The following is a 23,941-nucleotide window of genomic DNA, read 5'->3' as shown; positions in this document are numbered from 1 at the left end:
GGCATGACACAAAGCATGTCCAGGGTCTCAAGATGCATAGATAACGGTCCTATGGAGGCATTCTGGGGAATGATGAAATCAGAGATGTATTATCTTAAAAAGTTCAATTCCTACGACGATTTGGAAAAGGCGATCAACGAATACATAGAGTACTACAATAATCATCGATATCAAAAGAGGCTCAACTGTATGACTCCACTAGAGTATAGACAGTATCTTTTGAATACAGCCGCATAAAAAAATGATGCCAACCACAACTCAATGATTGGCATCATAAAACTTTTTGTTTTTATACTGTCTACTTGACAGGGGGCACTTCAACCTAGGTTAAAAGGGGGGGCGGCTTTTTCGTTTGATTCTAAAGGAAATTTCTCGTCATCACCAGATAAAACCGGAAAAGGATTTTGGATCGTCTGAATGGGCTGCAAATATCTTGAGAAGATAAAAAAGAATACAGTGTGAACATAAGATAACTCGTTATAAGTACTAAGGTCAGTATCCCTAAAGACACACTTAAAGCAGTGAATGTGTATAAAAGGTGTCATTTGAGGGTATTTAACATCCAAAAGTACTCCATTATTGATCTAACAGATGACTTGAAGGAAAGGGGTGATTTTGGAATGAAATATATAACAGAGGAAGGTGTATGTATATACAAAAAGCTATTCTATTAATCATTGTATTGGAAAGAGCGATGAAGTGGATTTCCATTTACATGACGGAATTGAAATATATTTAAGTGTTTCTGGGGAAGAACCTTTTGAAGCTTCAAATATACGTTTGATTGATTCTTTCTATTCTTTAAATATAGAGTCTAATAATAAAATGAATCTAAGTGATGAAGAAAACAATTATTTAGTAAATTTATTTGATAAGATTTTGAATATTAATTCAAAGGTAGGCAAAGAATTGCCCCAGCGGGGAATACCTTAGCACTTTTAAACAGAAGGAAGTCGTTTTTTAAAATAGTACTAAGCCTATTGTTCCCTTATTCAATTAAGGGCACAATAGGCTTAGTTATTGCCAGTTCGGTATTTATCTTATATTTGGGATTGTTGCTCCATATTGATATTTCTTTTAATGTCCTTGTGTAGGTTTGACGCTTACGGTGTACGATCAGCAGCAACCATTATATTTTTCCAGCATTCGATAGAAGGTCTTTCTCGATACACCGAGCAGCTCTGCAGCCTGCTTTTTATTGCCATGAGTAATATCAAGTACTTCCCTAAGGAGATTGGCATAGGAGGCATCGACCTCCATTCTCCTTTTGTTTAACCTATCCTCAGGTGCTTCACTGGTACTATGCTTTAGCATATATCCCTTGGAATGTATAGAAGCCTCAAGTATGTCCCTCGTTATCACATTTGTCTTGGATAATATAGTTACTCGGTTAATAACATTTCTGAGCTCTCGAACATTGCCCTTCCAATCGTATTCCAGCAATGCTTTTTGGGCATCTGCATCTAAGGTCTTTAGAGCACCACTATTCGGATTCATAGACTGCTTTAAAAAGGTCTCAGCCAACAGCAATAAATCCTCTCGGCGTTCTCTCAATGGAGGGATTTCGATACTTAATACCTGCAAACGATAGTATAAATCCTCTCTAAACAGCCCTTCAGATACCATTTTTTCTAAATCTCTGTTTGTGGCCGCAATCAATCGTACATTTACTGGGATTTGCCGCGAGCTACCGATTCTCGTAACCGCCCAGGTTTCAAGAACACGAAGCAGCTTGGATTGAAAATGATAGGGCAGCTCACCAATTTCATCTAGGAATAGCGTTCCCTTGTCAGCCAATTCAAACTTACCCATCTGTCCAGTTTTGGATGCACCTGTAAATGCGCCACCGACATAACCAAATAGTTCACTTTCAATTAATCCCTCAGAAAAATTTGCACAGTTTAATGCAACAAAAGGTCCCTTTTTCATTGCACTATAATTGTGAATAGACTGTGCAAACAACTCCTTGCCCACTCCGCTTTCGCCTGTTATAAGAAAGTTAAAGGGACTATTAGCAAAGTTCTTCGCTTGTTTAATTTTCTCTCTTATGGCAGGGCTAGAGCCGATAATGTCATCGAAGGAATATTCTGCAGAGAGCCCCACAATTTTCTTTGCTCGCTTCATATCCTGATGGCGGGAATGAGTAAGCTCCACCATTCCTTCAACCTCACCATTCTTGTTTATGACAGGATACATATCATTGGAAACAATTTGAGCCACATTAGGAGTAGCCTGCGATTCTATCCTTACCTCCCAATCTAAGACCTCTTCGCCATATTTTAAGACGTCCAACATCTTTAATTGACTTGAATTATTCTCCATAGGATGAATTTTAATTCCAGCGTGATTTATTACGTCATGGATATTCATGCCAATTACGGCATCCCTGTCATCTATGTGTAAATCCGTGCAGAATTTATTATTGGCAAATAGTAAATTAGCATCCTTATCATATATAGAAATTGCGTTTCGCACTGAATCCAAGCAATTCAGTAAATCTTGATTATGTCTTTCGCTCGCATCGAACATCTTTAACAGTGCGTCTATATCGCTCTGCAAATGATTAATAATAGGCACTAATTTCTGTTGATTAAGTGAAATGATAATATATCCCTTTAAGTTATCATGAAACAATAGCCTATCCTGATGAGCGTATAGAGCATCAACGGGAACTGTATATCCGGAAATATCACAGTCTAAATCCAATGTAGAAAAATCTAAAATCAAGCCATGCTCTGTACAGAGAAGTAGCAGTTCACATTGTAAATCAGTCTGGCTACGAAGGAATTGAAACATATTTTTTACCAGAGTGTTTCTACTCGTGATTCTAAGGCGGCTACTACGAGTAGCCATATCTTTAATACTATTTACAAGGCTTTTCTTTTCCATCATTGAAGGCCCTCCTTTAAAAGTCCATATCTCGTAATGTTTAACCGGGCGTGTCCTTTTTCTATCGAATAGGTTTTAGTGTTACAAAAACTTTTGTTTGAAGAATATACGATAAGGTACTTGTAATTGCAACTGAACATTAGCAAAAGAATCCACCTCACGAAGGAATGGAATTTACCTCTCTATACAAAGGTGTATTCGAAAGTTCTTTCTAGTTTCTTGGTAATAAGCTATTTTATGCAACCTGTTCAAAATAAAACGACAACAATCAAAAGGCCGAGCAAAAAAAAATCTTTGCTCGGCAGTAGGATGATTTTGTATTAATATGCAAGTACATGCGTGAGCGTGTTTCTCCCCAAATTTAATATACCATAAAAATGAATATAAAGGCAATAAAATAAGGAATATATACAAACACACATAATCATCATATGGCTGGGGTCAGCCTTTTGATACTATTTATTCTGCTAATATCTTAAACTGGAAATGGTGTGTTATCGTAATTACCATGGAATCTTTCAGGGAATAAAAAATATTATCTGTTATATGTAATCCAGTAGCCATTAATGAGAGACCTAAAGCAAAGTCTTCAGTTTGCTTGATGCACAGAGGTCGAATGCCTAATAGAAAAAAGCAGACCGGATGGGGTGAGATTTATCAAATATAATAAAGAACAAATAAAAAAATTAGAATATTGACATTTAGAAGTCTAACTGTTAGTATGATTGCATAAACGAATTCAATTTATATTTGGATTTAAAAGGAAGTGAAAGAATGGCAGAAAACAATTCTTGGACGAATAGACCTTTTTCTTATCTCTTTAGAGCGATAACCTTTAAAATGAAGAATAAAGCAGACAAGAGTCTTTCCGAATATGGGTTAACTTCTCAGCAAGGACAAACCATTGGTTATATCAATTCAAATGAAGGAGTTATACAGAAAGATTTAGCAGATTTCTTTAATAAACGAGATGCTACGATGACGAGCATGCTTCAGGGGCTTGAAAAAAAGGGGTTTATTGAAAGGAAAATCCCTGAAAACAATGAACGAGAAAAAAGAGTATACCTCAGGCCAATGGGAAAAGAATTAGTTGGAAGCTTTGATAAAAAATTTCAGGAAATAGAAGATGACATTACAAAAAGTCTTACCGATGATGAGATAGAAACATTGCTTCGCCTTTTAACCAAAATAAACAACAATTTGGAGTAAATCCAAATTGATTTTTTTAAAGTAATTATTAGAATTCTAACTATTAGAATTCTATGATTAGATTATTGTTGCAATTTAGATGGAGGGACAAAATGCAAATAAAAATGATGGAGCCTGCAGACAAGTGGCTGGCTCTGGCAGTGATTATATTAGGTACATTTATGACTATGTTAGATGCAAGCATTGTAAATATTGCAATTCCTAAACTGATGTCTGTGTTCAATGTTGGTCTAGGGGAGGTAAAGTGGGTACTAACAGCTTATTCCTTAGCACTAGCGGCAATAATTCCCTTGACGGGATTTTTGATCGAGATTTTCGGCACGAAAAAAGTATTCATTTTCGCTTTATCCATGTTTACATTGGGTTCGATGCTATGCGGATTATCATGGAGTAATACTTCATTGGTACTGTTTAGAATCATTCAGGCAATCGGTGGCGGTATGATTATGCCGGTTGCAGTTACCATTATCTTCACTGTATTCCCTCATGAAGAACGGGGTGTAGCGATGGGTTACTGGGGAATTGTAGGAATGTTTGGTCCGGCTCTGGGGCCAACCATCGGTGGATATATCATTGCAAACATGGATTGGGGGATGATGTTCCTTGTAAACGTTCCTCTTGGAATCTTAGGCCTAATAATAGCAAGTTATTCATTGGAAAATTCTCCGACCAAGCCATTTAAACGTTTTGACATAGTCGGATTTATTTCTTCAGTGATCGGCATTGTGAGTTTACTCTATGTTCTTAGCGAAGGCGCCTCGATAGACTGGGATAATATAAAAAACTTGGTACTGCTTTTTGTCGGACTCATCAGTACAGTGGTTTTCATTGTAAATGAACTGACTGTTAAAGAGCCCTTGCTTGATTTACGCGTTTTTAAAATATACAACTATACAGTGAGCCAGATCGTTCAGACTTTACACGGACTTGCCTTTATGGGAGGCGTGCTGATCCTTCCTTTATACTTACAGGAAGTAAGAGGTTTTAGTGCACTAGACGCAGGTTTATTACTTTTTCCTTCAGCAATAGCCGCAGGCGTTTCGTCAGCCATAAGCGGCAGATTACTAGTCAAGGTTGGACTCAGAATATTGACAGTACCAGGTCTTTTCATCGTCGCCGTGACCACTTATCAACTGAGCTTTCTAGATATGAACACCTCTGTGGAAACCATCCTACTGTTATCCACATTAAGAGGGCTTGGTATGGGGTTTTGTATGCAACCAGTTGGAACTGCCGGGATATACGCTGTTCCCGGCCATCTTGTCGGCAGAGCCTCGGCGCTGCAAAATACCATAAAACAGATCAATCAGGCACTATGTATAACCGTTTTAACAACACAAATCCAAAATCACAGCCTGCACTCTGCTGACCGAATTACTGAACAAGCAAGTGACATTTTGCAGCAACAAGCTTATAATGCTGCCTTGAATTACGCGATGATGTTAACCCTAATTACAATTCTCTTATCCATTAGCGCGGTCATGTTTATGAAAGATCAAAAAATAATAAAAGCTCGAAAAGCATAAAACGAGGAGTGAATTATGTGTCAAAATATACAAATAATTTAACCGAACTGAATAAAGATTCACTGGCAATTGCAGGTGGCAAAGGTGCAAATCTAGGGGTGTTAATCCAGGCGGGGCTTCCTGTTCCTTCTGGATTTGTAGTCACAGTAGAGGCCTACCGCGCCCATTTAGAAGCTGCAAATCTGAAAGAGCCGATAAAAGCTAAACTGGAAAACATCGCTGAGAATGATATTTCTGCTATAACTGAGGCTAGTCAATGCATTTCTACATGGATTGAAGAGTCTCCTATGCCTAATGAGGTGCAGGAAGACGTAAAAAGGGCATACGCTAGCTTTTCTAAAGAACTGAGCAGCCGATCTGATTTATTGGTTGCAGTCCGTTCGAGTGCTACAGCCGAAGATTTACCCTCTGCATCCTTTGCGGGACAGCATGAAACTTATCTAGGTATTTGCAGAATCGATGAGATCATTAGGCATATAAAAAAATGCTGGGCCAGTCTCTGGTCGTCCCAGGCCATATCCTATCGCATCAGCATGGGATTTGAACATCTCAAGGTAGACTTGGCTGTTGTTGTCCAATTAATGATCGATGCCGAAGCTGCTGGGGTCATGTTCACGGCAAATCCGGTCAATGGCAGACGGGATGAAATGCTTATTAGCGCTGGGTATGGTTTGGGAGAAGCGATTGTAAGCGGACAAATAACGCCAGATACATTCATCTTATCAAAATCCGGAAGCGTCAAAGAACGAATTTTAGGTTCCAAAGAAATAAGAATTCTGCTAACCCAAAACGGCACGGTGCTAGAAGAAGTACCAATAAAAGAGCGGAAAGAATTCTGCCTTAGCAGTTGTGAGTTTCAGCAATTGACAGACCTTGCTAAAGCGGTCGAGCAGCATTACGGATGCCCGATGGACACAGAATGGGCTCTTTCACAAGGAAAAATTTATATGCTCCAAGCCAGACCGATCACCACTGAGTTATCCGTCCCTGAAGATACGGATATTTTAGGCCCTGATGATCAAATCGTTTTCCAGGGTAAAAAAGCTCCCTGGGGATTGCAAAGTGCTATGGAGCATTGTTCAGAACCTCCGACGCCCTTGGATTTTGCTTACCTTTGTTCCTGTTATCAAGGTTTTGACAGTTATTTGTACAATGAAGTAGGATTTAGTCTGCCTAAGAGTCCGATGAGACCTGTCGAAAGAGAAAGTGGCTGCGTTGCTATTGATCTTAAACAAGCGGGATTCTCTCTTGCGATGCTATGGAAAGTACCAAAATTATTCATTAAAGAATACACCATGGACATTCGATTTTTTTGGCAATCCTTGTCTAACGAAATAGATTTGTGGATTAAAAGAATGGATGAAGAAGGAGAGAATACAACGGATGCAGTAAAACTAGCAAAGTTGATTAATCAGGCAGTAACCGAAATGGGAATTCTTTTTCAAAAAAGGATATCTGATTTCGTACCTAATATCGTTATCGACTTAAAGTTTGACTATTTAGTCAAAAAAGCCGTAGGAAAAAAACGGAAAGAAGAGATGAAAGAAAACCTGCTTAAAGCATTGCCTTTTAGAACGGCTCTGCAGAATAAATCATTGGTCAAAGTTGCACATGCGGCAGCTTTGTATGGAAAAGACAGCACTGAATTTAAAAATGAATTTAATGCATTTTTAGCAGAATACGGCGATAGACCTTCGGCAAGTATGGCTCCTACCCTATCCGCTTATACATGGCGAGAAAAACCGGAAGTCGTTTATAATCTCATTGATTCATTATTGACTGACAATGAGCTGTTCAATTCCGAGGCAAGCTTTAAAAAGCAAGAAATTGCCCTTGAAGAGGCAAAGAATGAAATCAAGAAACTGCTAAATAAAAAACAATATGACAACTTTCTTAAAATACTTGATCTAGCCAGAGAAGGAGTGATCATTCGAGAAGAAGGTTTGTTTTATATAGAAAAACTTACATCCTGTGTGCGCAGATTAAGTTTACAGCTTGGAAGTATGCTTAAAGAAAAGGGCATCCTATGCGAAGCGAATGATATATTCTTTCTTTTCTTGGAAGAATTAGGGCCTTTCTCAGCGGGAAAATTAGATCGTAAAGAAAAGATTGCAAAAAGGCAAAGTGCTTATAAAAAGGTTTATGCTGCCCATGAAAAGGGAATTCATTGGATGATATCTACCGGATCGTTTCCTGTATTTCATAAAAAAGAAAAACAAGCTAAAAATATGGAGGATCCAAACGAAATTAAGGGAATTTCTGCAAGTCGTGGAGTGTATGAAGGCCCAGTCTGCATAGTAAGAGGACCATCTGAATTCCATAAACTAAAAAAGGGCGATATCCTGGTGTCACCCTATACTGCCCCAGTTTGGACGCCGCTTTTTAGGTTAGCATACGGAGTAGTCACTGAAATCGGAAGTGCAGGTTCCCATGCTGCAATTGTCTCGCGGGAATATGGAATACCCTGCGTAGTAGATATACCTAACATTACAAATATAGTAAAAGATGGACAAATGATACGTGTAGATGGCACAAATGGAATCATAACTGTGCTAGCGTAGAAGAGCAGCACTAACACCGGGCAACATGTTTGTTTAGTTTATTGCATCTATTGTAATATAAACAATTCCATGTAAAATTTTAGCAGGGATTAGCAATCTGGAAAGAGAAATAACAATAGTCTTCTGAAAGTTTGAACAGATAAGCTTATGATGAAGGAATCTGTTCAATTTTTCTTTTCACCTTACAGGAGTGATTTCACTCCCCTTTATTTTTGCTATAAAAAAACTCCAAATACGGCAAACACTTTGTTTTATGGGAGAGGAACATTATGAAAAAGACGATTTTGAGGATTCAAGGCATTCCTGCAATTTTATGGGGAGAGCCATCGGCTAAACTATTTATTGCTGTCCATGGAAATATGTCCAGTAAAGAAGATGATGTGATTGTAGCCTTTGCAGAAGAGGCGGCTGCCAAAAGGTATCAAGTGCTGAGTTTTGATTTACCTGAACACGGGGACCGCAAGGATGAAGAGTATGCCTGTAAAGTTCAAAACTGTGTTAGAGACCTTACTACTATCATGGAGTATGCACGAACGATTTCAAGTCATATAAGTTTGTTTGCTTGTAGCATTGGGGCATATTTCAGCCTGCTTACATATAAGGATTTGCCACTCGAACAAAGCTTATTTCTTTCTCCCGTACTAAACATGGAGCGCATCATAAATAATATGATGCTATGGTTCAATGTAAGTGAGGATAGATTAAAAATCGAAAAAGAAGTCGAAACGCCAATAGGGCAAACCCTCTATTGGGATTATTATTGTTATGTAAAATCCAATCCTATCAATAAATGGGATAAACCAACTGAGATTCTCTATGGTTCAGATGACAATCTTTCTGAGTTTGATGTAGCCTCCGATTTTGTTGAACGTTACGATAGCAAATTGCAAGTGCTGGAAAATGGGGAACATTATTTCCATACAGACGAACAATTGCAATATTTTAGGCAGTGGCTGAGAGATACTGTTTTTCAAGTCAAGTCCTGAGCAAGTTCTTTTTGCGGCTGTGAACGAGGTGAGGCAAAGAAACGTGGAGAAGTCAATGACGGTAGAATAATAAGTGATTGAATGAAAAGCCACTATATGGTAGTATCGAATAATAAGAGACGCCATAAAGTGGTTTTTTATAAGAATAAAGTCAGATTTTTTGCGTATTGGATGGTAGGCTGGTTGTATGGAGTTGCCAGCCTACTAAATAAATGGATAGAAAGGAATGTGAGGTTACTTTGTTTAACAAAAAAGAGATAGAAAAAGAAATTCAGTTTGATGATGTTAAAAAGGTCTGGTTAATACGGCATGGACAAAGTACAGCTAATGCTGGAGCAGCTACTGAAAATCATATAACCATTCCATTATCGGTCGATGGACAGGAACAAGCTAAACAGATAAGTTTATCCTTTCAAGAAACACCTATTTTGATTATTACTTCACCTTTTTTAAGAACCTAGCAAACTGCAGAGCCGACAATGGAACGTTTTCCCAACGTCAGGCGTGAGGTGTGGAATGTAGAAGAGTTTACCTATTTATCTCCAGAGACCTGCATAGGTACAACTGCTGCTGAACGCAAAGAAAGGGTAAATGAATATTGGGAACGACTTGATCCTGACTATATAGACGGCGAGGGAGCAGAAAGCTTTACGATGCTTCTGTCTCGTGCACAGACTGCCATTGAACGTTTGAGTCAAATGAAAAGCGGATTTATAGTCATGTTTACTCATGCACAATTTATGAGGGCTATGTGGGTATTAAACAATTCTAAAGGAGAAGATTCAAAATCTCTTATGAACTGTTTTAGGGAATTGCCACGCTTTGAAAATTGTGAAATTATGAAATGGGAATGATGTAGGCTACTCGTAAGAAAGCAGTGAATTGATATAAAATAGGAACATTGCTTGATAGTGAAGTATAGCATAACAGCCCTACACGGAGGTTTAAATGACGATTTTTTTTATTCAATTAAATGATTGGTTATCCAAAAACATGTTTATTGTAGTGCTTTCAGGACTATTTTTAGGAATTTTCCTTCCTATTGCTGATTCCCCGATTCTGCGGTTAATTGTAGTGGCCTTATTCGCTTACATGACCTTTATTACCGCGTTAGGCACAAGTTTTAAGGAGTTCACTACCGTGCTAAAGAAGCCATGGATTCCTATATGGGTGCTGATTTTAGTTCATTTTGTTACACCGTTGACAGCTTGGGCGGTTGGCATGATCTTCTACCCCAATGATCCTGACATTCGTCTAGGCTATCTAATCGGTTCTTCCATTCCAATTGGGGTTACATCCATCATTTGGACTTCGCTAATCAAAGGTGATTTAGGCATATCGTTTGTTGCAGTAACATTGGATACTTTTATTGTACCTACAGTATTACCATTATTTTTCCATATTGTTGTTGGTCAAACCATCGACATTAGCTATGTTAAAATGGTTATCGATCTTATGCTCATGGTTACGCTGCCTAGTCTCATCGGTATGTTTCTGCATGATTGGACAAAGGGAAGGAGTGTAAATTTCGCTAGAAGCATTGGGGGTGCCACATCAAAAGGAGCACTTTTTCTGGTTATCCTAATTAATTCGGCTGTCGTAATGCCACAAATAAATTGGGACATCTCCATAATAAAAACGTTACTTGTTACCTTATTTGTTGTATCAGCAAGCTTCTTTGTCGGATACCTAGGATCATTTGCATTAAAAGAAAGAACGCAGAGTATTATACAAACGATGATTTTTAATGTGGGCATCCGTAATAACGCTTGTGGACTCGTCATTGCACTCACTTATTTTCCGCCAAGGGTAGCAGTTCCTATGACACTGGCTATTTTGTATCAGCAGCCACTCGCGACAATTGTATCTCATTTATACAAACGACTCCAAACAAGCTAACTTATTACGGGAATTGAATTTGCTGAAAGGGATTATTCTGTCTGTGGGACATATTTCTTTCACTTTATTTTATGATTAATAGTAAAATGTTAAAAAAGATCAATAAAACTGATTAAATTTATCACTACGCAATACGAAAGATATATGGTATTATCCAATTAGGGATTAGAAATGCCTGTGAAATGCTATAATAATCTTAGGCGTGATTTTTTTATTGGATAATTTAATAATTGATTTCATATGAAAAGCTATGAAAAGGAATAGTATCCACAAATTGATTTCAGAAAGCTGTTGGGTGATGCGAAACAGTATAAGAAATGTGGTGAACTCGCCTTGGAGCTTCTGGCTGAAAGATAGTAGGTCATGACGGAAGTCCTCCGTTACAGGGATAGGCATGAGTAGTGCCGATGAGTGTATGTTGATCATGAAATAGAGTGGTACCGCGAGAGCTTTGTCTTTCGTCTCTATAATTCGTTGTTATGAATTATAGGACGGAAGATTTTTTTGTTGCATGCGGTGAAATAAGGAGGGTATTATGAAGAATTTTGAAAAATATGAAAGGGCATATTTTATGCCACCCAAAGTATCTTATGATTGGGTTAAGAAAGATCATATCGATAAGCCCCCAATTTGGTGCAGCGTTGATTTAAGAGATGGAAATCAAGCACTGATCGAACCAATGAGCCTGGAGGAAAAAATAGATTTTTTTCAGATGCTGGTGGACATTGGTTTCAAAGAAATTGAGGTAGGTTTCCCAGCGGCATCAGATACGGAATATAATTTTTTACGGGCACTGATCGAGAGAAACATGATACCTGAAGATGTAACTATTCAAGTACTAACACAAGCTCGAGAACATATTATTAAAAAAACATTTGAAGCTGTTAAGGGCGCACCTCATGCTGTAATTCATTTATATAATTCCACATCGGTTGCACAGAGGGAGCAGGTGTTTAGAAAAAGTAAGGAAGAAATCAAGCAGATTGCGGTTGATGGAGCAGAGTTATTAAAGAAATTAGCAGAAGAGACATCTGGCAATTTTTCATTCCAGTACAGCCCAGAGAGCTTTCCTGGAACAGAAGTGGATTATGCACTAGAAATATGTAATGCGGTTCTGGATGTATGGAAACCTACTCCTGATAAAAAAGCAATTATTAATCTGCCAACAACGGTAGAAAATGCAATGCCTCATGTATTTGCAAGTCAAGTTGAATTTATGAATAAGAATTTGAAATACAGGAATTCCGTCATATTGTGCCTGCATCCTCACAATGATAGAGGCTGCGGTGTTTGTGATGCCGAGCTGGGAATGCTTGCTGGCGCCGACCGAATTGAAGGAACCTTATTTGGAAACGGAGAGAGAACAGGAAATGTTGATATTATTACATTGGCAATGAACCTGTTTTCACATGGTGTTGATCCTAAACTTGATTTTAGCAATATGCCAGAAATATGCGAGAAATATGAACTTTTAACTCGCATGCAAGTGCATGCTCGCCAACCGTATGCTGGCGAACTCGTATTTACCGCTTTCTCTGGATCCCATCAAGATGCAATTGCTAAAGGGATGAATTACAGGGCAGAAAAGAAAACGGATTCATGGTCAGTTCCGTATCTACCGATTGACCCTAAGGATGTTGGTAGAGAATATGATTCAGATGTCATTAGAATTAACAGCCAGTCAGGCAAAGGCGGTATTGGTTATATTCTAGAAGGAAATTATGGAATGTCTATTCCTGCTAAGATGAAAGAAGACGTGGGTTACACGGTGAAAGGTGTTTCTGACAGGGAACACAAAGAATTATCACCGCAATGGGTATATCAAATATTTGAAGAGAAATATGTGAATAATACTCCGTATTTTCACATAGAAGAATTTCACTTCAAACAAATGGATGGCATTATGGCACAAGTTATCATAAATCATAAGGGTCAGATTAGAACGATTGTAGGAAATGGAAATGGGCGCTTGGATGCTGTAAGCAATGCAATTAAACAATATTTTGACATCCATTATGAATTAGCCATTTATGAAGAACATGCACTTTCAAAAGGTTCTTCCTCCAAGGCGGTTTCCTATGTTGGAGTTAGCTTTAACAGCAAATTATTCTGGGGTGTTGGAATTGATGATGACATTATTACATCTTCGATTGATGCCCTTGTAGTGGCTGTCAATCAATTAGACGAAATACAGGCGGAAGATAAATGTAGGGATGAAAGAATTAATGAAATCATAAATTACATCCAAACGAATTATTTAACTGTCACTTTAGAGGAACTTTCAGAGCAGATGCATCTGTCGGTTCCCTATCTATCGAAATATATCAAAGAAAAATCCGGAGGGACATTTGGTGAAATCCTTAGAAATGTCCGCATGAAAAAAGCTTGTACTCTTTTGCGAAGTGGAAGTATGACTGTCGAAAAGATTGCCGATAGCGTAGGTTATCAGAACGTAGAACATTTCAATCGATTATTCAAGAAAAAATATGGAACGACGCCAGTTCAGTTTCGTAATAGGAAGTAGTCTAAAGTACCCCCATTCGTAGGAAATTAAAACTACGAATGGGGGTATCGTTATAACGAAAAAGCAATGCCAGTCTGCATAAATCTAAATCAAATCTCTTAGCAAATCGATAAAGTGTTTACTGCTCGCAGATAATCTACGGTTTCGTAACCAGACAATTATCGTTTGTGTGGATACTGTAGGCTCAACAATTGTTTTGTAAGTCAAGGCTGAATCTGCAATAAGTCCTTCTGCAGATTTAGGGACTAACGCCATGCCAATCTCCATTTTAGCCCATAATATATTCATGATAATTCCGTCGCATAAGCATACAATGTTCGGTTTAAATCCAGCTTTAGCGCACCATTCTACAAACATAGATTTCCATCGAATTGGAATAATGAGAGGCTGATGATTAAGCTCACTCAGTCGAATATTCTCAGAATCTTCTCCAGAACCAGAGTCTCGTTTCATAGCTATCACTAGCGGTTCATCAGGCAGCGTAATTGATTCATATATAGCTGAATCAAATGGGGCGCGTATGATACCAACTTCGATAATTCCTTTATCTAATAATTCTAAGATGCGAAAGCCATCACCTTCCCATAATTGAAAGGTGACATTGGGATATAATTTATGAAATTGATCAATCAAATTTGGCAATAAAATAGCCCCCGAGGTAGTTACTGTACCGATCGAAATCGTTCCGGCTGCACCAGAATGGAGTTCAGTGATTTCATTCATTGTACCTTCAACTAAATCTAAAATTTGTTCTACCCGCTCACGCATTAATAGCCCTGCTTCTGTCAGTTTTATTCTGCGGCTGCCACGTTCAAACAATTGGACTCCTAGTTTATCTTCCAATTGCTTCATTTGTCTGCTTAGTGCAGGTTGGGCGATATTGAGTCGCTTGGATGCATTACTGATATTTCCTTCCTCAGCAATGGCATAAAAATACTTCATCTCTCGGATATCCATAATCTACTCCTAACTATACTTTTTCGCTATATCATATATATAATCTTGATAATTTTATTATATATTCCTATATGTTATAATTCAAGAAATAGCAATAATAACGTTTATAAGTAGGCACTCTGGAGGGAAAAATGAAGTCACTTTTTAGTAACATACACCTGCTTTTACTGACAGTACCAGTATTCTGGGGAACATCCTATGTTGCCGCTAAAATAGGAATGCAAGATTTGCTGCCATTAAATTTAGTGATTGTAAGATTTATAATTGCTTCTCTGCTTTTTAGTCTCATTCTTTTATTAAAGAAGAAAGAGGTTATCTTGATAAGAAAGATGTTCCTCAGTTTTTCTTACTTGGTCTAATGGCAATCACTTTCTTTTACTATATTCATTATACTGGTTTACAATATACAACCAGTACAAATGCTGGTCTTATTATGGCGACAAGCCCAATTTTTGCTGCTTTGTTTTGTCTATTTACTAAGAGAGAAGATGTAAACAAGCACAGCTTTTTAGGAATCAGTATTGCTTTTATTGGGGTTTTATTAGTAATAACGCAAGGGAAAATTAGTAGTCTTTATCATCAAAAAACACTTTTTGGTGATAGCTTAATTATCGTAAATGCGCTGATGTGGGCATGGGTTACCCTTAAGGGAAAGACAGTACTGGAGAAATACAGTCCGTTTGTTGCTATGGCCTATATACACATCTTTGGCACAGTTTTATTACTGCCGTTTGCATTTGTTCCCACATCGCTGGCTGAAATATCCTTATGGCAGCAGCTTTCGGCAGTGAGTTGGAGTACGATTTTAGCAGCGGTGTATCTTGCTGCTTTTTGCTCCGTTTATTCGTATTTTATCTGGTATGTAGGGGTTTCCAAAATTGGAGCTGTAAAAACGGCAGCGTACAACTATTTTAACCCTATTATGGCTTCCCTTGCGGGATTTATTGTTTTTCAGGAGCAAATTACGATATATATTGTTTTAGGTGGATGCTTAGTAATTTTAGGCGTATACATTACCAATCAAAAGATAAAATTGTCAATTCGTAATTTTCTTCCCAAGAAAGTATATAAACATTCCTAAGGAGGTCAAAAGGATGATAGCAGTATTTTCTAATAAAGAGGACTGTTGCGGCTGTAGTGCTTGTCAGCAAGTATGTACTAAAAATGCTATAATGATGAAGCCGGATGAAGAAGGCTTTTTATATCCGGAAATTGATAAAAGCCGTTGCGTTGCTTGTGGCAGGTGTACCGATAGTTGCCCAGTGATACGTAAAGGCAATTTCAAAGAAAGTGATACTCCCCGTTTTTATGTAGCGCGCCATCATTCACAAGAGGTTTTGCGGCAGTCAACATCTGGAGGTGTATTTACTGCTATTTCTGATGCGATTCTCAGGCAAAACGGCGTTATTTACGGTGCGGATTATGACAAGGACTTTCATGTTCTTCACCAGCGAGCACAAACCCCCGAGCAGCGGGACAGGATGCGGATTTCTAAATATGTGCAAAGCGACATGGGGAACACCTATGCGCAGATTAAAGCCGATCTTAAAAAAGGGCGCATGGTTTTGTTTACCGGCACCCCTTGCCAGGCTGCGGGGCTGCGCGGATTTATAGGCAGTTCGCCGCTTATCGATAGGTTGTATATTTGCGATTTGATTTGTCACAGTATTCCAAGCCCATTAATCTGGGAGGAGTACAAAGGGGTGCTTGAACGAGAAAAAGGTGGAAAGCTTGTCCATGTACAATTTCGTTCGAAGAAAGACGGTTGGAGCCGTGCGAATAGTAATAAAGGGTTTTTATTTGCTACAGATAAAAGCCCAAAGATACAAGCGGATGATCGCTTTTATCAGTTGTTTTTTCAAGTTGGTGCTATTACACGTCCCTCTTGTTCACAGTGCCGCTTTACTGATATTCATCGCGCTTCAGATTTGACGATTGCAGATTATTGGGGAATTGAGAAATACAGCCCTGAATGGTTTGATCCGTTAGGGGTCTCAGTGATTATAGTGAACTCTCCCAAAGGAACAGACCTTTTGGAGCAATGTCGGCAAGATCTATCTATGGAAGAGCGGCCAAAGGAAGAGTCACTAAAGGAACAGAAGCGTTTATCTGAGCCATCTCCATTTCCTGAAAACCGTACCCTTTTTTGGGAGGATTACAAGCGTTTTGGATTTGATTATGTTATTGGGAAAATAGAATAAAATAATGAATCGTCCCTATCCTCAGAATGTTTGAGGGTAAGGACGATTTTTTATTGAGTATGTAATTTTAAAAATTTTAATTAGGTTAATAAATAGGTTGTAATAATGCTGATTTATCCTATTTTCGGAATAATTATGCTAATAGTCTGATTCCATAATTGGAAGAGTTGCTATGATAGTGGTTTAAGAATTTCTATAGGCAGGTCTAAGCCTTTGGGAATAAGACCTTCAATTAGAGAAACCTTTAACTTCAATTCTTTTAGATTACGTAGACCTTTGGCATAATTTGTGCAGATATAATGAAGAAACAATAAATCACATAAATAAAGGAGGATTAAGTTTATGGCTCAATCACAGTTAACAGAAAAATTACAGGTGCCTTCAGAGCAGGAAGAACCGTTAAGTGCGCTTTCAGATAACGCCTTTACGCCGCTTCAAGAAGGTGAGGAGTATGAACCTATTTTGTCGCCTTACAAAGAATATAAGGAAGTTACTGTGTATTCTGCAGCTCTAGGGATACTGCTTGGAGCAATTTTTACAGTGGCAGCTACTTACATGCCACTAAAAATCGGTCAGGGTGTAACCTCTGATGTTCCTATTGCTGCTATTGGTATCGGTCTAGCAGCTGTTTTGGGACGAAAAAATGTTTTGGGCGAAAATACCCTGATGCAATGTATTGGTTCTACTGGATCAATGGTTAACTCAGGTGTCATTTTTGTAATGCCAGCTTTATTTATTCTGCAATTACAAGTTAGTTATAATCAATTAGTCTGGACAACAATCATGGGTGGCGTTCTTGGTATTGCCTTTGCAATTATTTTACGAAATTATTTTGTAGTGCATATGCATGGGCAATATCCGTTTCCTGGTTCACTATCAACAACGGAAATACTTTTATCTGGCGCAAAAGGCGGCGACAGTTTACGAATACTTATCTATAGTAGTATTGTAGGTGGTTTAGCAGATTTCGCGACGAACTCTTTTGGCTGGTGGAATTCCATATTTACTTCGCGTTTTTGCGCCTTTGGTGAGCAGCTAGCAAGCAAACATAAGGTTCTATTTGCGGTTGACATCGAATCTGTTGTAGTAGCGATGGGGTATATGACTGGCTTGCGGTATGCTGCCATTATCGCTGCGGGCTCTATGTTTGGCTGGTGGTGTTTGATACCTTTTCTCAATTTTTTTGCTGATGGGCAAACGATTGCAGTGGGAACAAATATAGTAAAATTGATTAAAGATATGTCGCCGGAAGAGATATTTCGCAATTATGTGAGATTTATTGGTATTGGTACCCTTGCCATGGCTGGTATACTCGGTGTCATCAAAATGGCACCATTTATCGGTATTGCTTTCAAAGAGGCATTGGTAGGAATCATTAAGACTAACAGCCATAACGGTGAAGTGCTGCGCACCCGCCGTGATCTTCCGATGTCTTGGGTTGTTGGGGCAGTCGCTGCGGTTGGCGTAGTTTTTGCCATTCTGATCAAAGCTGGTTATGCAGATACTTGGCTACAGTCAATTGCAATTACTTTTGTATTAATAATTGGCGGATTTCTCTTTTCGGTTGTTGGTACGACCTCCATCGCCTTTACCGCATCAGAGCCTGTATCAGGTCTTACCCTGCTGACATTGATTATTGGGGCACAAGCTATGGTAAGCACGGGCTTAATAGGTAATGCAGGTATTATGGTTGTTTTGCTCATGTGCAGTGTTGTTTGTTCCTGCTTATTTATGACAGGTTGTTTTGTTGGTGATTTGAAGGCTGCATTCTGGCTTGGGATTACTCCGAAAAAAATGCAAATCTGGAAATTGGTGAATGTTGTATTCTCAGCTTTTATTGCAGCGGGTGTAATTCTGGTATTGGCAAGTAGTTTTGGTTTTTCTGGACCGGGATCATTAGTAGCACCACAAGCGAATGCCATTGCAGCGGTTATTGATCCATTAATGTCTGGGCAATCGGCTCCTTGGGTGCTATATCTTGTGGGTGCTGTACTCGCTATCTGTTTGGATATGATGAAAGTACCTGCCCTTGCATTTGGCCTAGGACTTTATATGCCTTTGGCGCTTACGATTCCCCTCTTAGTTGGTGGAATTATTTCTTATGTAGTTTCTCACCGAAGCGATGATGCACTTCTCAATAAACTACGCCAGCACCGTGGGGTACTAGTCAGTTCGGGTTTTATTGCTGGTGGTTCCCTTTTGGGAGTACTCAGTGCCTGTCTGCGTGTAATGGGATATGATTTTACGGAACTCCCTTGGGGTCATACTGATAATCCTGAAATTTGGTCCTTGGTTATGTATGTCCTATTGTGTTCATATTATATCTGGTATGCTGCTAAACCAAAATCCTGCGAGGAATGATTATATTTCTATTTGGGTTTTAAACACAATGATAGCTGTACCGCCTATCTGAACCTGTGTTGGTTCACCATGTTCTATTTTTACTTTTACATCTACAATTCCAGCACGACCAATAGCCTCTCCCTGAATCCCCGTGAATGAGAACAAGGAGCTGTCATGTTCAACTAATCTGTGTTTAACAAGATAGGCTCCAAGTGGGCCAATCGCATTTCCCGTTACAGGATCTTCGGAAATACCGATAGCCGGTGCAAACATTCTGCCATGGGTTAAAATCGTGCTGGGGCGGGATGCAAACGTGAAGACATAGTAACCATTACAGCCAATAGACGTACTTAAGGTACTTAGCATACTCATATTAGGAGTTAAGCGATGAAGCTTTTCTATGGATTTTATTCCAATCATTACTTTTGAGTGCCCTGTAGAAACAATCTGAATTGGGCAGCGTTCGTCTATTTCCCCTTCGAATAGACCCAGAGATGATAAGAGTACTTCACGGTCTTTAGTAGAAAGAGGCTCAGAAAATTCGATCGCTCCTTGTGTCATCCATATTGTATAATAACTATTTTTTACAATGTCTATCGGCAAAATACCAATCCCAATTTTCTGCATGACTCTTTTCGAACTGAGTTGATTTTCGATTGAGCGAGCGTAATGAGCGGCAATGGTGGCGTGTCCGCACGATGGTACTTCAGTAGTAGGCGTAAAATATCTCAGTCTGACATCGTGACTTGCATCATCAGGTGGAAAAATAAAAACCGTCTCAGAATTATTAAGCTCTCGTGCGATACGCTGCATAGCAAGGTCGGATAACCCCTGTGCATTGGTGATGACACCAGCAGGATTCCCATTAAATTTTTCGGATGTAAACGCATCAATTTGATAAACGGTATATGTTTTCATTACTTATACCTCCTCAAGCTTGTAATTTAGCTTTCTCACTTTTTATAGTAGTGGTAAACTAGATATAAGTAAAATTCAAATTAGTAAATGTAAGTATTAAAAACAGTAATAGGGAATGTCTTGTGAGAAAATTACGCAAGAATTCGAGGTGTACCATGGATATTAGACATTTGATCACATTAAAAACAATTGCACGATTGGGAAGTTTCACAAAAGCTAGTGAGGAATTGCGCTACTCTCAATCAACGTTAACCATACATATTCAAGCGATCGAAAAAGAATTGAATGGAAAAGTGTTTGAGAGAATAGGCAAAAATATCGTAATAACTGATTTAGGTAATGAATTGCTTTCTATTGCCGATGTCATAGTAAAGGCACATGAAAAAATTGAAACATTGAAAAATAGCAGAAATCTTAATGAAAGTACCATCAGAATCGGTTCGCAGGAATCTATCGCGTTATATCGATTACAGCCAATTATAAATGAATTTCAACAAACGTTTCCTCAAATAAAGATCATTCAAGTCTTAGGTCAGAAATCTGAGCTAGTTGACAAGTTATTAACAGGAGAAATCGATTTATTATTTGTCATGCAGCGGCCGCGTGACACTGCGAATGTAGCAGCGATCGATTTGGTTGAAGAAAAAATGGGGATAGTGGGATTAGGTCAAAATCTACAGTCATTAGATGATTTGAAAAATAAGAATTTTGTGTTCATATATCCTAAAAATGATTGCACGTATCGGAATGTATTTGAGAAATATTTAGGCGCTTATTTAGATTCAAGAAAAAATAGAATTGAAGCGCTGAGCATAGAAGCGATAAAACAAAGTATAGTGGTAAACTCTGGAGTTAGCATTTTGCCCTATAGCACTGTTCAACGGGAAGTTCAGTCTGGACAGATGAGTTTCTTTGCGCTTGATTTATCTTTGGAAGATAAAATTAGTACTCAACTTATCTATCATAAAAATAAGTGGCTTTCTCCAGTGTTAAAAGAGTTCATAAAACTGATTGAGCAGGAAATTCACTTTAGTCAATCCACCTTTATCATTGAATGACAATGCTTGCCAATCCAATTGTGATGCATGTCTGGAAATGTATCTGATAAAGGCAGCTTGGAGATAGTTGACAGGAAGGAAGTAAATGTGGTATCTTAATACATATTACTTAGCTGATCAGATAACTGAAGGCTGAGAACGTTTGTATAAGCGTTCTCGGCCTTTTTTGTTTTGTATTTGAGTCGTTTTATGAACGAAAGAGGCTGAGAATTAGTGGAAGCATTGATAATTAGGAGTTATGGAAATGATTAATTTTATCGATATCAGTAAAACATTTACGATGAAAAAACAGCAGACAAATGCGTTGGACCATGTATCTCTGCAAGTTCGAGCCGGCGATATATTCGGGGTAATCGGATTTAGCGGTGCCGGGAAATCTACATTACTGCGAATGGTGAACGGATTGGAGACGCCGACTGGCGGACGAATAGAAGTAGACGGACAAGATATCAATACACTGTCTTTTTCTGAATTGCGGCAAGTGCGAAAACGTATTGGCATGATATTTCAACAGTTCAATTTGTTGAATTCAAAAACGGTGTATGACAATATCGCTATTCCGTTACGATTGAACCGTGTAGGAGAGAAAGAAATTCGGGCAAGAGTTTCCGAGCTGCTGGAATTTGTAGGCTTATCAGATAAGGTGAACGCATATCCAAATCAATTGTCAGGCGGCCAGAAACAACGTGTTGGTATTGCCCGGGCGTTGGCTACCAACCCGTCGATTCTATTGTGTGATGAGGCAACAAGCGCCTTGGACCCGGAGACGACAGATTCTATTTTGCGGCTGTTGGAAAAAATCAATCGCGAGCTGAAGATTACCATTCTTATCGTAACCCATGAAATTCATGTAATCCAGCGCATCTGCAACAAAGTGGCGGTTATGGAACATGGACGAGTAATTGAATGGGGTTCTGTTCTTGATGTATTTAGTAATCCACAGCAAGAGATAACAAAAAAGTTTGTACAGACGGTCATTGCTGATAAAATTCCGGACAGTATTGTTCAGAAACTGCAGGGTGATAGACGAAATTATAAAATTCTTAGGCTGCAGTTCCTGGGTGAAAATGTAAGGGACAATGTATTGTATCGCATCAATAAGGATTTTGATGTTGAGACAAACATATTGTTTGCTTCAGTCAATGAATTACAACAAACAGTATTGGGGATTTTTGTTATTCAGGTTATCGGAGAGAGTCCGGAAATAGAGAGAGTAATGGATTATATCCGGAATCAGCAGCTTAGTTGGCAGGAGGTGATGATATGATGGAGCTTGGTGTTCCATTTTCTAAGATTGTGCTGGCCGCGCAGCAGACAATTTACATGGTTTCCATTTCATTGGCAATCGGTTCAGTTCTTGCCATGATGATGGCGATGACGCTGGTTTTAACCAATGATAACGGTATTTTAAAGAATAAATATGTATATACGGTGTTAAATACCGTTATCAATATTATCCGGAGTATTCCATTTATTATTTTAATGGTATTTATTTTGCCGCTGACGAAAGAAATTGTGGGAACCAGAGTGGGAACAACAGCGGCATTAGTTCCTTTGGTTGTTTTTATTGCGCCATATCTGACGCGGTTGTTTGAAAATTCAATTCTGGAAGTAGATAAAGGAATTGTGGAAGCGGCCCAGGCCATGGGAGCGTCTTATTTTGAAATTGTATGGTATTTTCTGCTGCCGGAGGCTTATGGATCGTTGATTTTATCGGTCACCATTGGTACGATAGGACTCATCGGGGCGACTGCTATGGCAGGTGCTATCGGAGCCGGAGGCGTAGGTGATTTGGCGCTGACCTATGGTTATGAACGATTGAATTTTCCGCTTATGTTATTTACCGTAATTGTATTAATTATATTTGTCCAGATCATCCAGTCGTTCGGGAATTATTTTTCTTCTAAAGTACGTAATCATTAAAAAAGATAGAGAAAAGGGGATTTTTATGATGAATGTAAAAAAGATTGCAGTGTTTTTATTGGCAGCTATGCTGGGGACCATATTTTTGGCAGGCTGCGGCAGCAGCGGCGACAGCGCTAAAGCTGGTAATACGAAGAAAGAGCTGGTTTTCAGCAAGTCTCAGGGGCCGTACTCCGAATTGTTTGAGCAGGCTGTTCAACCGATTTTAGAAAAGAAGGGTTACAAGATTACGGCTAAGGATATGTCGGACTTATTGCAGGCAGATGTTGCTTTGAATGAAGGCGAGGTTGATTTCAATGTGGAGCAGCACACTGCCTATATGAATAATTTTAATGAAAAGCAAAAAGGCCATTTAGCAGCGGTTAGTCCCATTCCGACAGTGCCGGCAGGCATCTATCCGGGGGCAAAAGCAGCCTTGAACCAAATTAGCAATGGGGCAAGGATTGCAATACCGAATGATGCGTCAAATACGGCGAGGGCGTATGCTTTGCTGCAAAAGGCGGGGTGGATCAAGCTGGCAAAAGACAAGGATTTGTCTGCGGTAACACAGCAGGATATAGTGGAAAACCCCTATAATATTCAGTTTACGGAAATGAAATCACTGAATATCCCGGCGGTTCGTTCTGACTTTGATTTTATTGTGATTACCGGATCTATTGTGTATAATGCTAAAATTGACCCGGCTACGGCATTGCTGACAGAGGATATTCTGCCATATCTGCTGCTGCAATTGGTAGTACAGGACAAAAATAAGGATGCGCAATGGGTGAAGGATATCGTTGCAGCCTATCATTCAGACGAGTTTAAAGCGTACATGAAGGCCAATAATAAAGGCTTGTGGTATGTGCCGAAAGAATCACAGTGAGTTGATAGAGAGCTGGAGGCCATATGTGCATGATAGAATCATGCACATATGGCCTTTTGATTGATTGCTAAAAGGATGGTGT

The 23,941-nt window shown here is 38.9% G+C and carries 18 protein-coding genes, 3 pseudogenes and 1 other annotated feature; of the genes and pseudogenes, 18 read left to right on the top strand and 3 right to left on the bottom strand.

Going from position 1 to position 23,941, the window contains the following annotated elements:
- Together BMZ99_RS20980 and BMZ99_RS20975 are read left to right on the top strand one after the other, a co-directional pair.
- A partial coding sequence (locus BMZ99_RS20980; protein ID WP_139214810.1) for an IS3 family transposase occupies positions 1-237 on the top strand: 237 nt, incomplete at its 5' end.
- Between the two features lie 405 nt (positions 238-642).
- A complete protein-coding gene (locus tag BMZ99_RS20975) occupies positions 643-933 on the top strand; it encodes a hypothetical protein (RefSeq protein WP_090942412.1) in 291 nt (96 codons plus the stop codon).
- 183 nt (positions 934-1,116) lie between these two features.
- On the opposite strand, the gene BMZ99_RS20970 is transcribed toward BMZ99_RS20975, so the two are convergent.
- The gene (locus BMZ99_RS20970; RefSeq protein ID WP_090942409.1) at positions 1,117-2,892 is read right to left on the bottom strand and encodes a sigma-54 interaction domain-containing protein; all 1,776 of its coding nucleotides are present in this window, start codon (positions 2,890-2,892) and stop codon (positions 1,117-1,119) included.
- 747 nt (positions 2,893-3,639) lie between these two features.
- Between BMZ99_RS20970 and BMZ99_RS20965 the strand changes: the two genes are divergently transcribed.
- The 8 genes and pseudogenes from BMZ99_RS20965 (at position 3,640) to BMZ99_RS27180 (ending at position 13,594) form a co-directional block, all read left to right on the top strand.
- A complete protein-coding gene (locus tag BMZ99_RS20965; protein ID WP_217645124.1) occupies positions 3,640-4,098 on the top strand; it encodes a MarR family winged helix-turn-helix transcriptional regulator in 459 nt (152 codons plus the stop codon).
- A gap of 92 nt (positions 4,099-4,190) precedes the next feature.
- Positions 4,191-5,624, top strand: coding sequence for a DHA2 family efflux MFS transporter permease subunit (locus BMZ99_RS20960; RefSeq protein WP_175490641.1), 1,434 nt, complete (start codon positions 4,191-4,193; stop codon positions 5,622-5,624).
- A 17-nt stretch (positions 5,625-5,641) separates the two neighbouring features.
- The gene (locus BMZ99_RS20955; RefSeq protein ID WP_090942401.1) at positions 5,642-8,185 is read left to right on the top strand and encodes a PEP/pyruvate-binding domain-containing protein; all 2,544 of its coding nucleotides are present in this window, start codon (positions 5,642-5,644) and stop codon (positions 8,183-8,185) included.
- A gap of 269 nt (positions 8,186-8,454) precedes the next feature.
- A complete protein-coding gene (locus BMZ99_RS20950; RefSeq protein WP_090942398.1) occupies positions 8,455-9,171 on the top strand; it encodes an alpha/beta hydrolase in 717 nt (238 codons plus the stop codon).
- A gap of 212 nt (positions 9,172-9,383) precedes the next feature.
- A pseudogene (locus BMZ99_RS27185) lies at positions 9,384-10,025 on the top strand (histidine phosphatase family protein).
- A 94-nt stretch (positions 10,026-10,119) separates the two neighbouring features.
- The gene (locus BMZ99_RS20935) at positions 10,120-11,070 is read left to right on the top strand and encodes a bile acid:sodium symporter family protein (protein ID WP_090942390.1); all 951 of its coding nucleotides are present in this window, start codon (positions 10,120-10,122) and stop codon (positions 11,068-11,070) included.
- Positions 11,071-11,311: 241 nt separating this feature from the next.
- Positions 11,312-11,539 (top strand) — a binding site (T-box leader).
- 66 nt (positions 11,540-11,605) lie between these two features.
- Positions 11,606-13,252: pseudogene (locus tag BMZ99_RS20930) on the top strand (2-isopropylmalate synthase); the annotation flags it as partial.
- Positions 13,253-13,360: 108 nt separating this feature from the next.
- Positions 13,361-13,594 carry a helix-turn-helix domain-containing protein gene (locus tag BMZ99_RS27180; RefSeq protein WP_245755091.1) on the top strand — a complete coding sequence of 78 codons (234 nt, stop codon included), beginning with the start codon at positions 13,361-13,363 and terminating at the stop codon, positions 13,592-13,594.
- 84 nt (positions 13,595-13,678) lie between these two features.
- On the opposite strand, the gene BMZ99_RS20925 is transcribed toward BMZ99_RS27180, so the two are convergent.
- Positions 13,679-14,551 carry a LysR family transcriptional regulator gene (locus tag BMZ99_RS20925; protein ID WP_090942387.1) on the bottom strand — a complete coding sequence of 291 codons (873 nt, stop codon included), beginning with the start codon at positions 14,549-14,551 and terminating at the stop codon, positions 13,679-13,681.
- A gap of 131 nt (positions 14,552-14,682) precedes the next feature.
- Between BMZ99_RS20925 and BMZ99_RS27630 the strand changes: the two are divergent.
- The 4 genes and pseudogenes from BMZ99_RS27630 to BMZ99_RS20910 form a co-directional block, all read left to right on the top strand.
- Positions 14,683-15,041: pseudogene (locus BMZ99_RS27630) on the top strand (EamA family transporter); the annotation flags it as partial.
- A gap of 135 nt (positions 15,042-15,176) precedes the next feature.
- Entirely contained in the window at positions 15,177-15,632 is a 456-nt protein-coding gene (locus BMZ99_RS27625; RefSeq protein WP_407670199.1) for a DMT family transporter, read from the top strand.
- Positions 15,633-15,645: 13 nt separating this feature from the next.
- Positions 15,646-16,752, top strand: a complete 1,107-nt coding sequence (locus tag BMZ99_RS20915; protein ID WP_090942384.1) for a Coenzyme F420 hydrogenase/dehydrogenase, beta subunit C-terminal domain — start codon at positions 15,646-15,648, stop codon at positions 16,750-16,752.
- Between the two features lie 342 nt (positions 16,753-17,094).
- On the top strand, positions 17,095-19,113 hold the full coding sequence (locus tag BMZ99_RS20910; RefSeq protein WP_090942380.1) for an OPT family oligopeptide transporter: 2,019 nt from the start codon (positions 17,095-17,097) through the stop codon (positions 19,111-19,113).
- Here BMZ99_RS20910 and BMZ99_RS20905 read toward each other — a convergent pair whose 3' ends face one another.
- Entirely contained in the window at positions 19,114-20,013 is a 900-nt protein-coding gene (locus BMZ99_RS20905; RefSeq protein ID WP_090942377.1) for a PhzF family isomerase, read from the bottom strand.
- Between the two features lie 170 nt (positions 20,014-20,183).
- On the opposite strand from BMZ99_RS20905, the gene BMZ99_RS20900 reads away from it, so the two are divergent.
- The 4 genes from BMZ99_RS20900 (at position 20,184) to BMZ99_RS20885 (ending at position 23,859) form a co-directional block, all read left to right on the top strand.
- On the top strand, positions 20,184-21,071 hold the full coding sequence (locus BMZ99_RS20900; protein WP_217645123.1) for a LysR family transcriptional regulator: 888 nt from the start codon (positions 20,184-20,186) through the stop codon (positions 21,069-21,071).
- 244 nt (positions 21,072-21,315) lie between these two features.
- Complete coding sequence (locus BMZ99_RS20895; protein ID WP_090942371.1) at positions 21,316-22,338, top strand: methionine ABC transporter ATP-binding protein; 1,023 nt, start codon at positions 21,316-21,318, stop codon at positions 22,336-22,338.
- Positions 22,335-22,994 carry a methionine ABC transporter permease gene (locus BMZ99_RS20890; protein ID WP_090942368.1) on the top strand — a complete coding sequence of 220 codons (660 nt, stop codon included), beginning with the start codon at positions 22,335-22,337 and terminating at the stop codon, positions 22,992-22,994. The genes BMZ99_RS20895 and BMZ99_RS20890 overlap by 4 nt, the downstream gene beginning before the upstream one ends.
- 25 nt (positions 22,995-23,019) lie before the next feature.
- Positions 23,020-23,859: a MetQ/NlpA family ABC transporter substrate-binding protein gene (locus BMZ99_RS20885; RefSeq protein ID WP_245755088.1), complete on the top strand. Its 840-nt coding sequence runs from the start codon at positions 23,020-23,022 to the stop codon at positions 23,857-23,859.
- Positions 23,860-23,941: the final 82 nt, after the last annotated feature.

The sequence above is a fragment of the Pelosinus propionicus DSM 13327 genome (assembly GCF_900114615.1).
In the GTDB taxonomy this organism is placed as follows: Bacteria; Bacillota; Negativicutes; order DSM-13327; family DSM-13327; genus Pelosinus; species Pelosinus propionicus.
The sequence above is the reverse complement of the archived record's forward strand: the minus strand, read 5'-3'. Positions and strand labels throughout refer to the sequence as shown.

Bases quoted from the DNA above. Each gene is read 5' to 3' on its own strand.
- BMZ99_RS20970 (WP_090942409.1), bottom strand. From the start codon at position 2,892: ATGATGGAAAAGAAAAGCCTTGTAAATAGTATTAAAGATATGGCTACT.
- BMZ99_RS20960 (WP_175490641.1), top strand. From the start codon at position 4,191: ATGCAAATAAAAATGATGGAGCCTGCAGACAAGTGGCTGGCTCTGGCA.
- BMZ99_RS20950 (WP_090942398.1), top strand. From the start codon at position 8,455: ATGAAAAAGACGATTTTGAGGATTCAAGGCATTCCTGCAATTTTATGG.
- BMZ99_RS20935 (WP_090942390.1), top strand. From the start codon at position 10,120: ATGACGATTTTTTTTATTCAATTAAATGATTGGTTATCCAAAAACATG.
- BMZ99_RS27180 (WP_245755091.1), top strand. From the start codon at position 13,361: ATGCATCTGTCGGTTCCCTATCTATCGAAATATATCAAAGAAAAATCC.
- BMZ99_RS20925 (WP_090942387.1), bottom strand. From the start codon at position 14,551: ATGGATATCCGAGAGATGAAGTATTTTTATGCCATTGCTGAGGAAGGA.
- BMZ99_RS27625 (WP_407670199.1), top strand. From the start codon at position 15,177: ATGTGGGCATGGGTTACCCTTAAGGGAAAGACAGTACTGGAGAAATAC.
- BMZ99_RS20915 (WP_090942384.1), top strand. From the start codon at position 15,646: ATGATAGCAGTATTTTCTAATAAAGAGGACTGTTGCGGCTGTAGTGCT.
- BMZ99_RS20910 (WP_090942380.1), top strand. From the start codon at position 17,095: ATGGCTCAATCACAGTTAACAGAAAAATTACAGGTGCCTTCAGAGCAG.
- BMZ99_RS20905 (WP_090942377.1), bottom strand. From the start codon at position 20,013: ATGAAAACATATACCGTTTATCAAATTGATGCGTTTACATCCGAAAAA.
- BMZ99_RS20895 (WP_090942371.1), top strand. From the start codon at position 21,316: ATGATTAATTTTATCGATATCAGTAAAACATTTACGATGAAAAAACAG.
- BMZ99_RS20890 (WP_090942368.1), top strand. From the start codon at position 22,335: ATGATGGAGCTTGGTGTTCCATTTTCTAAGATTGTGCTGGCCGCGCAG.
- BMZ99_RS20885 (WP_245755088.1), top strand. From the start codon at position 23,020: ATGATGAATGTAAAAAAGATTGCAGTGTTTTTATTGGCAGCTATGCTG.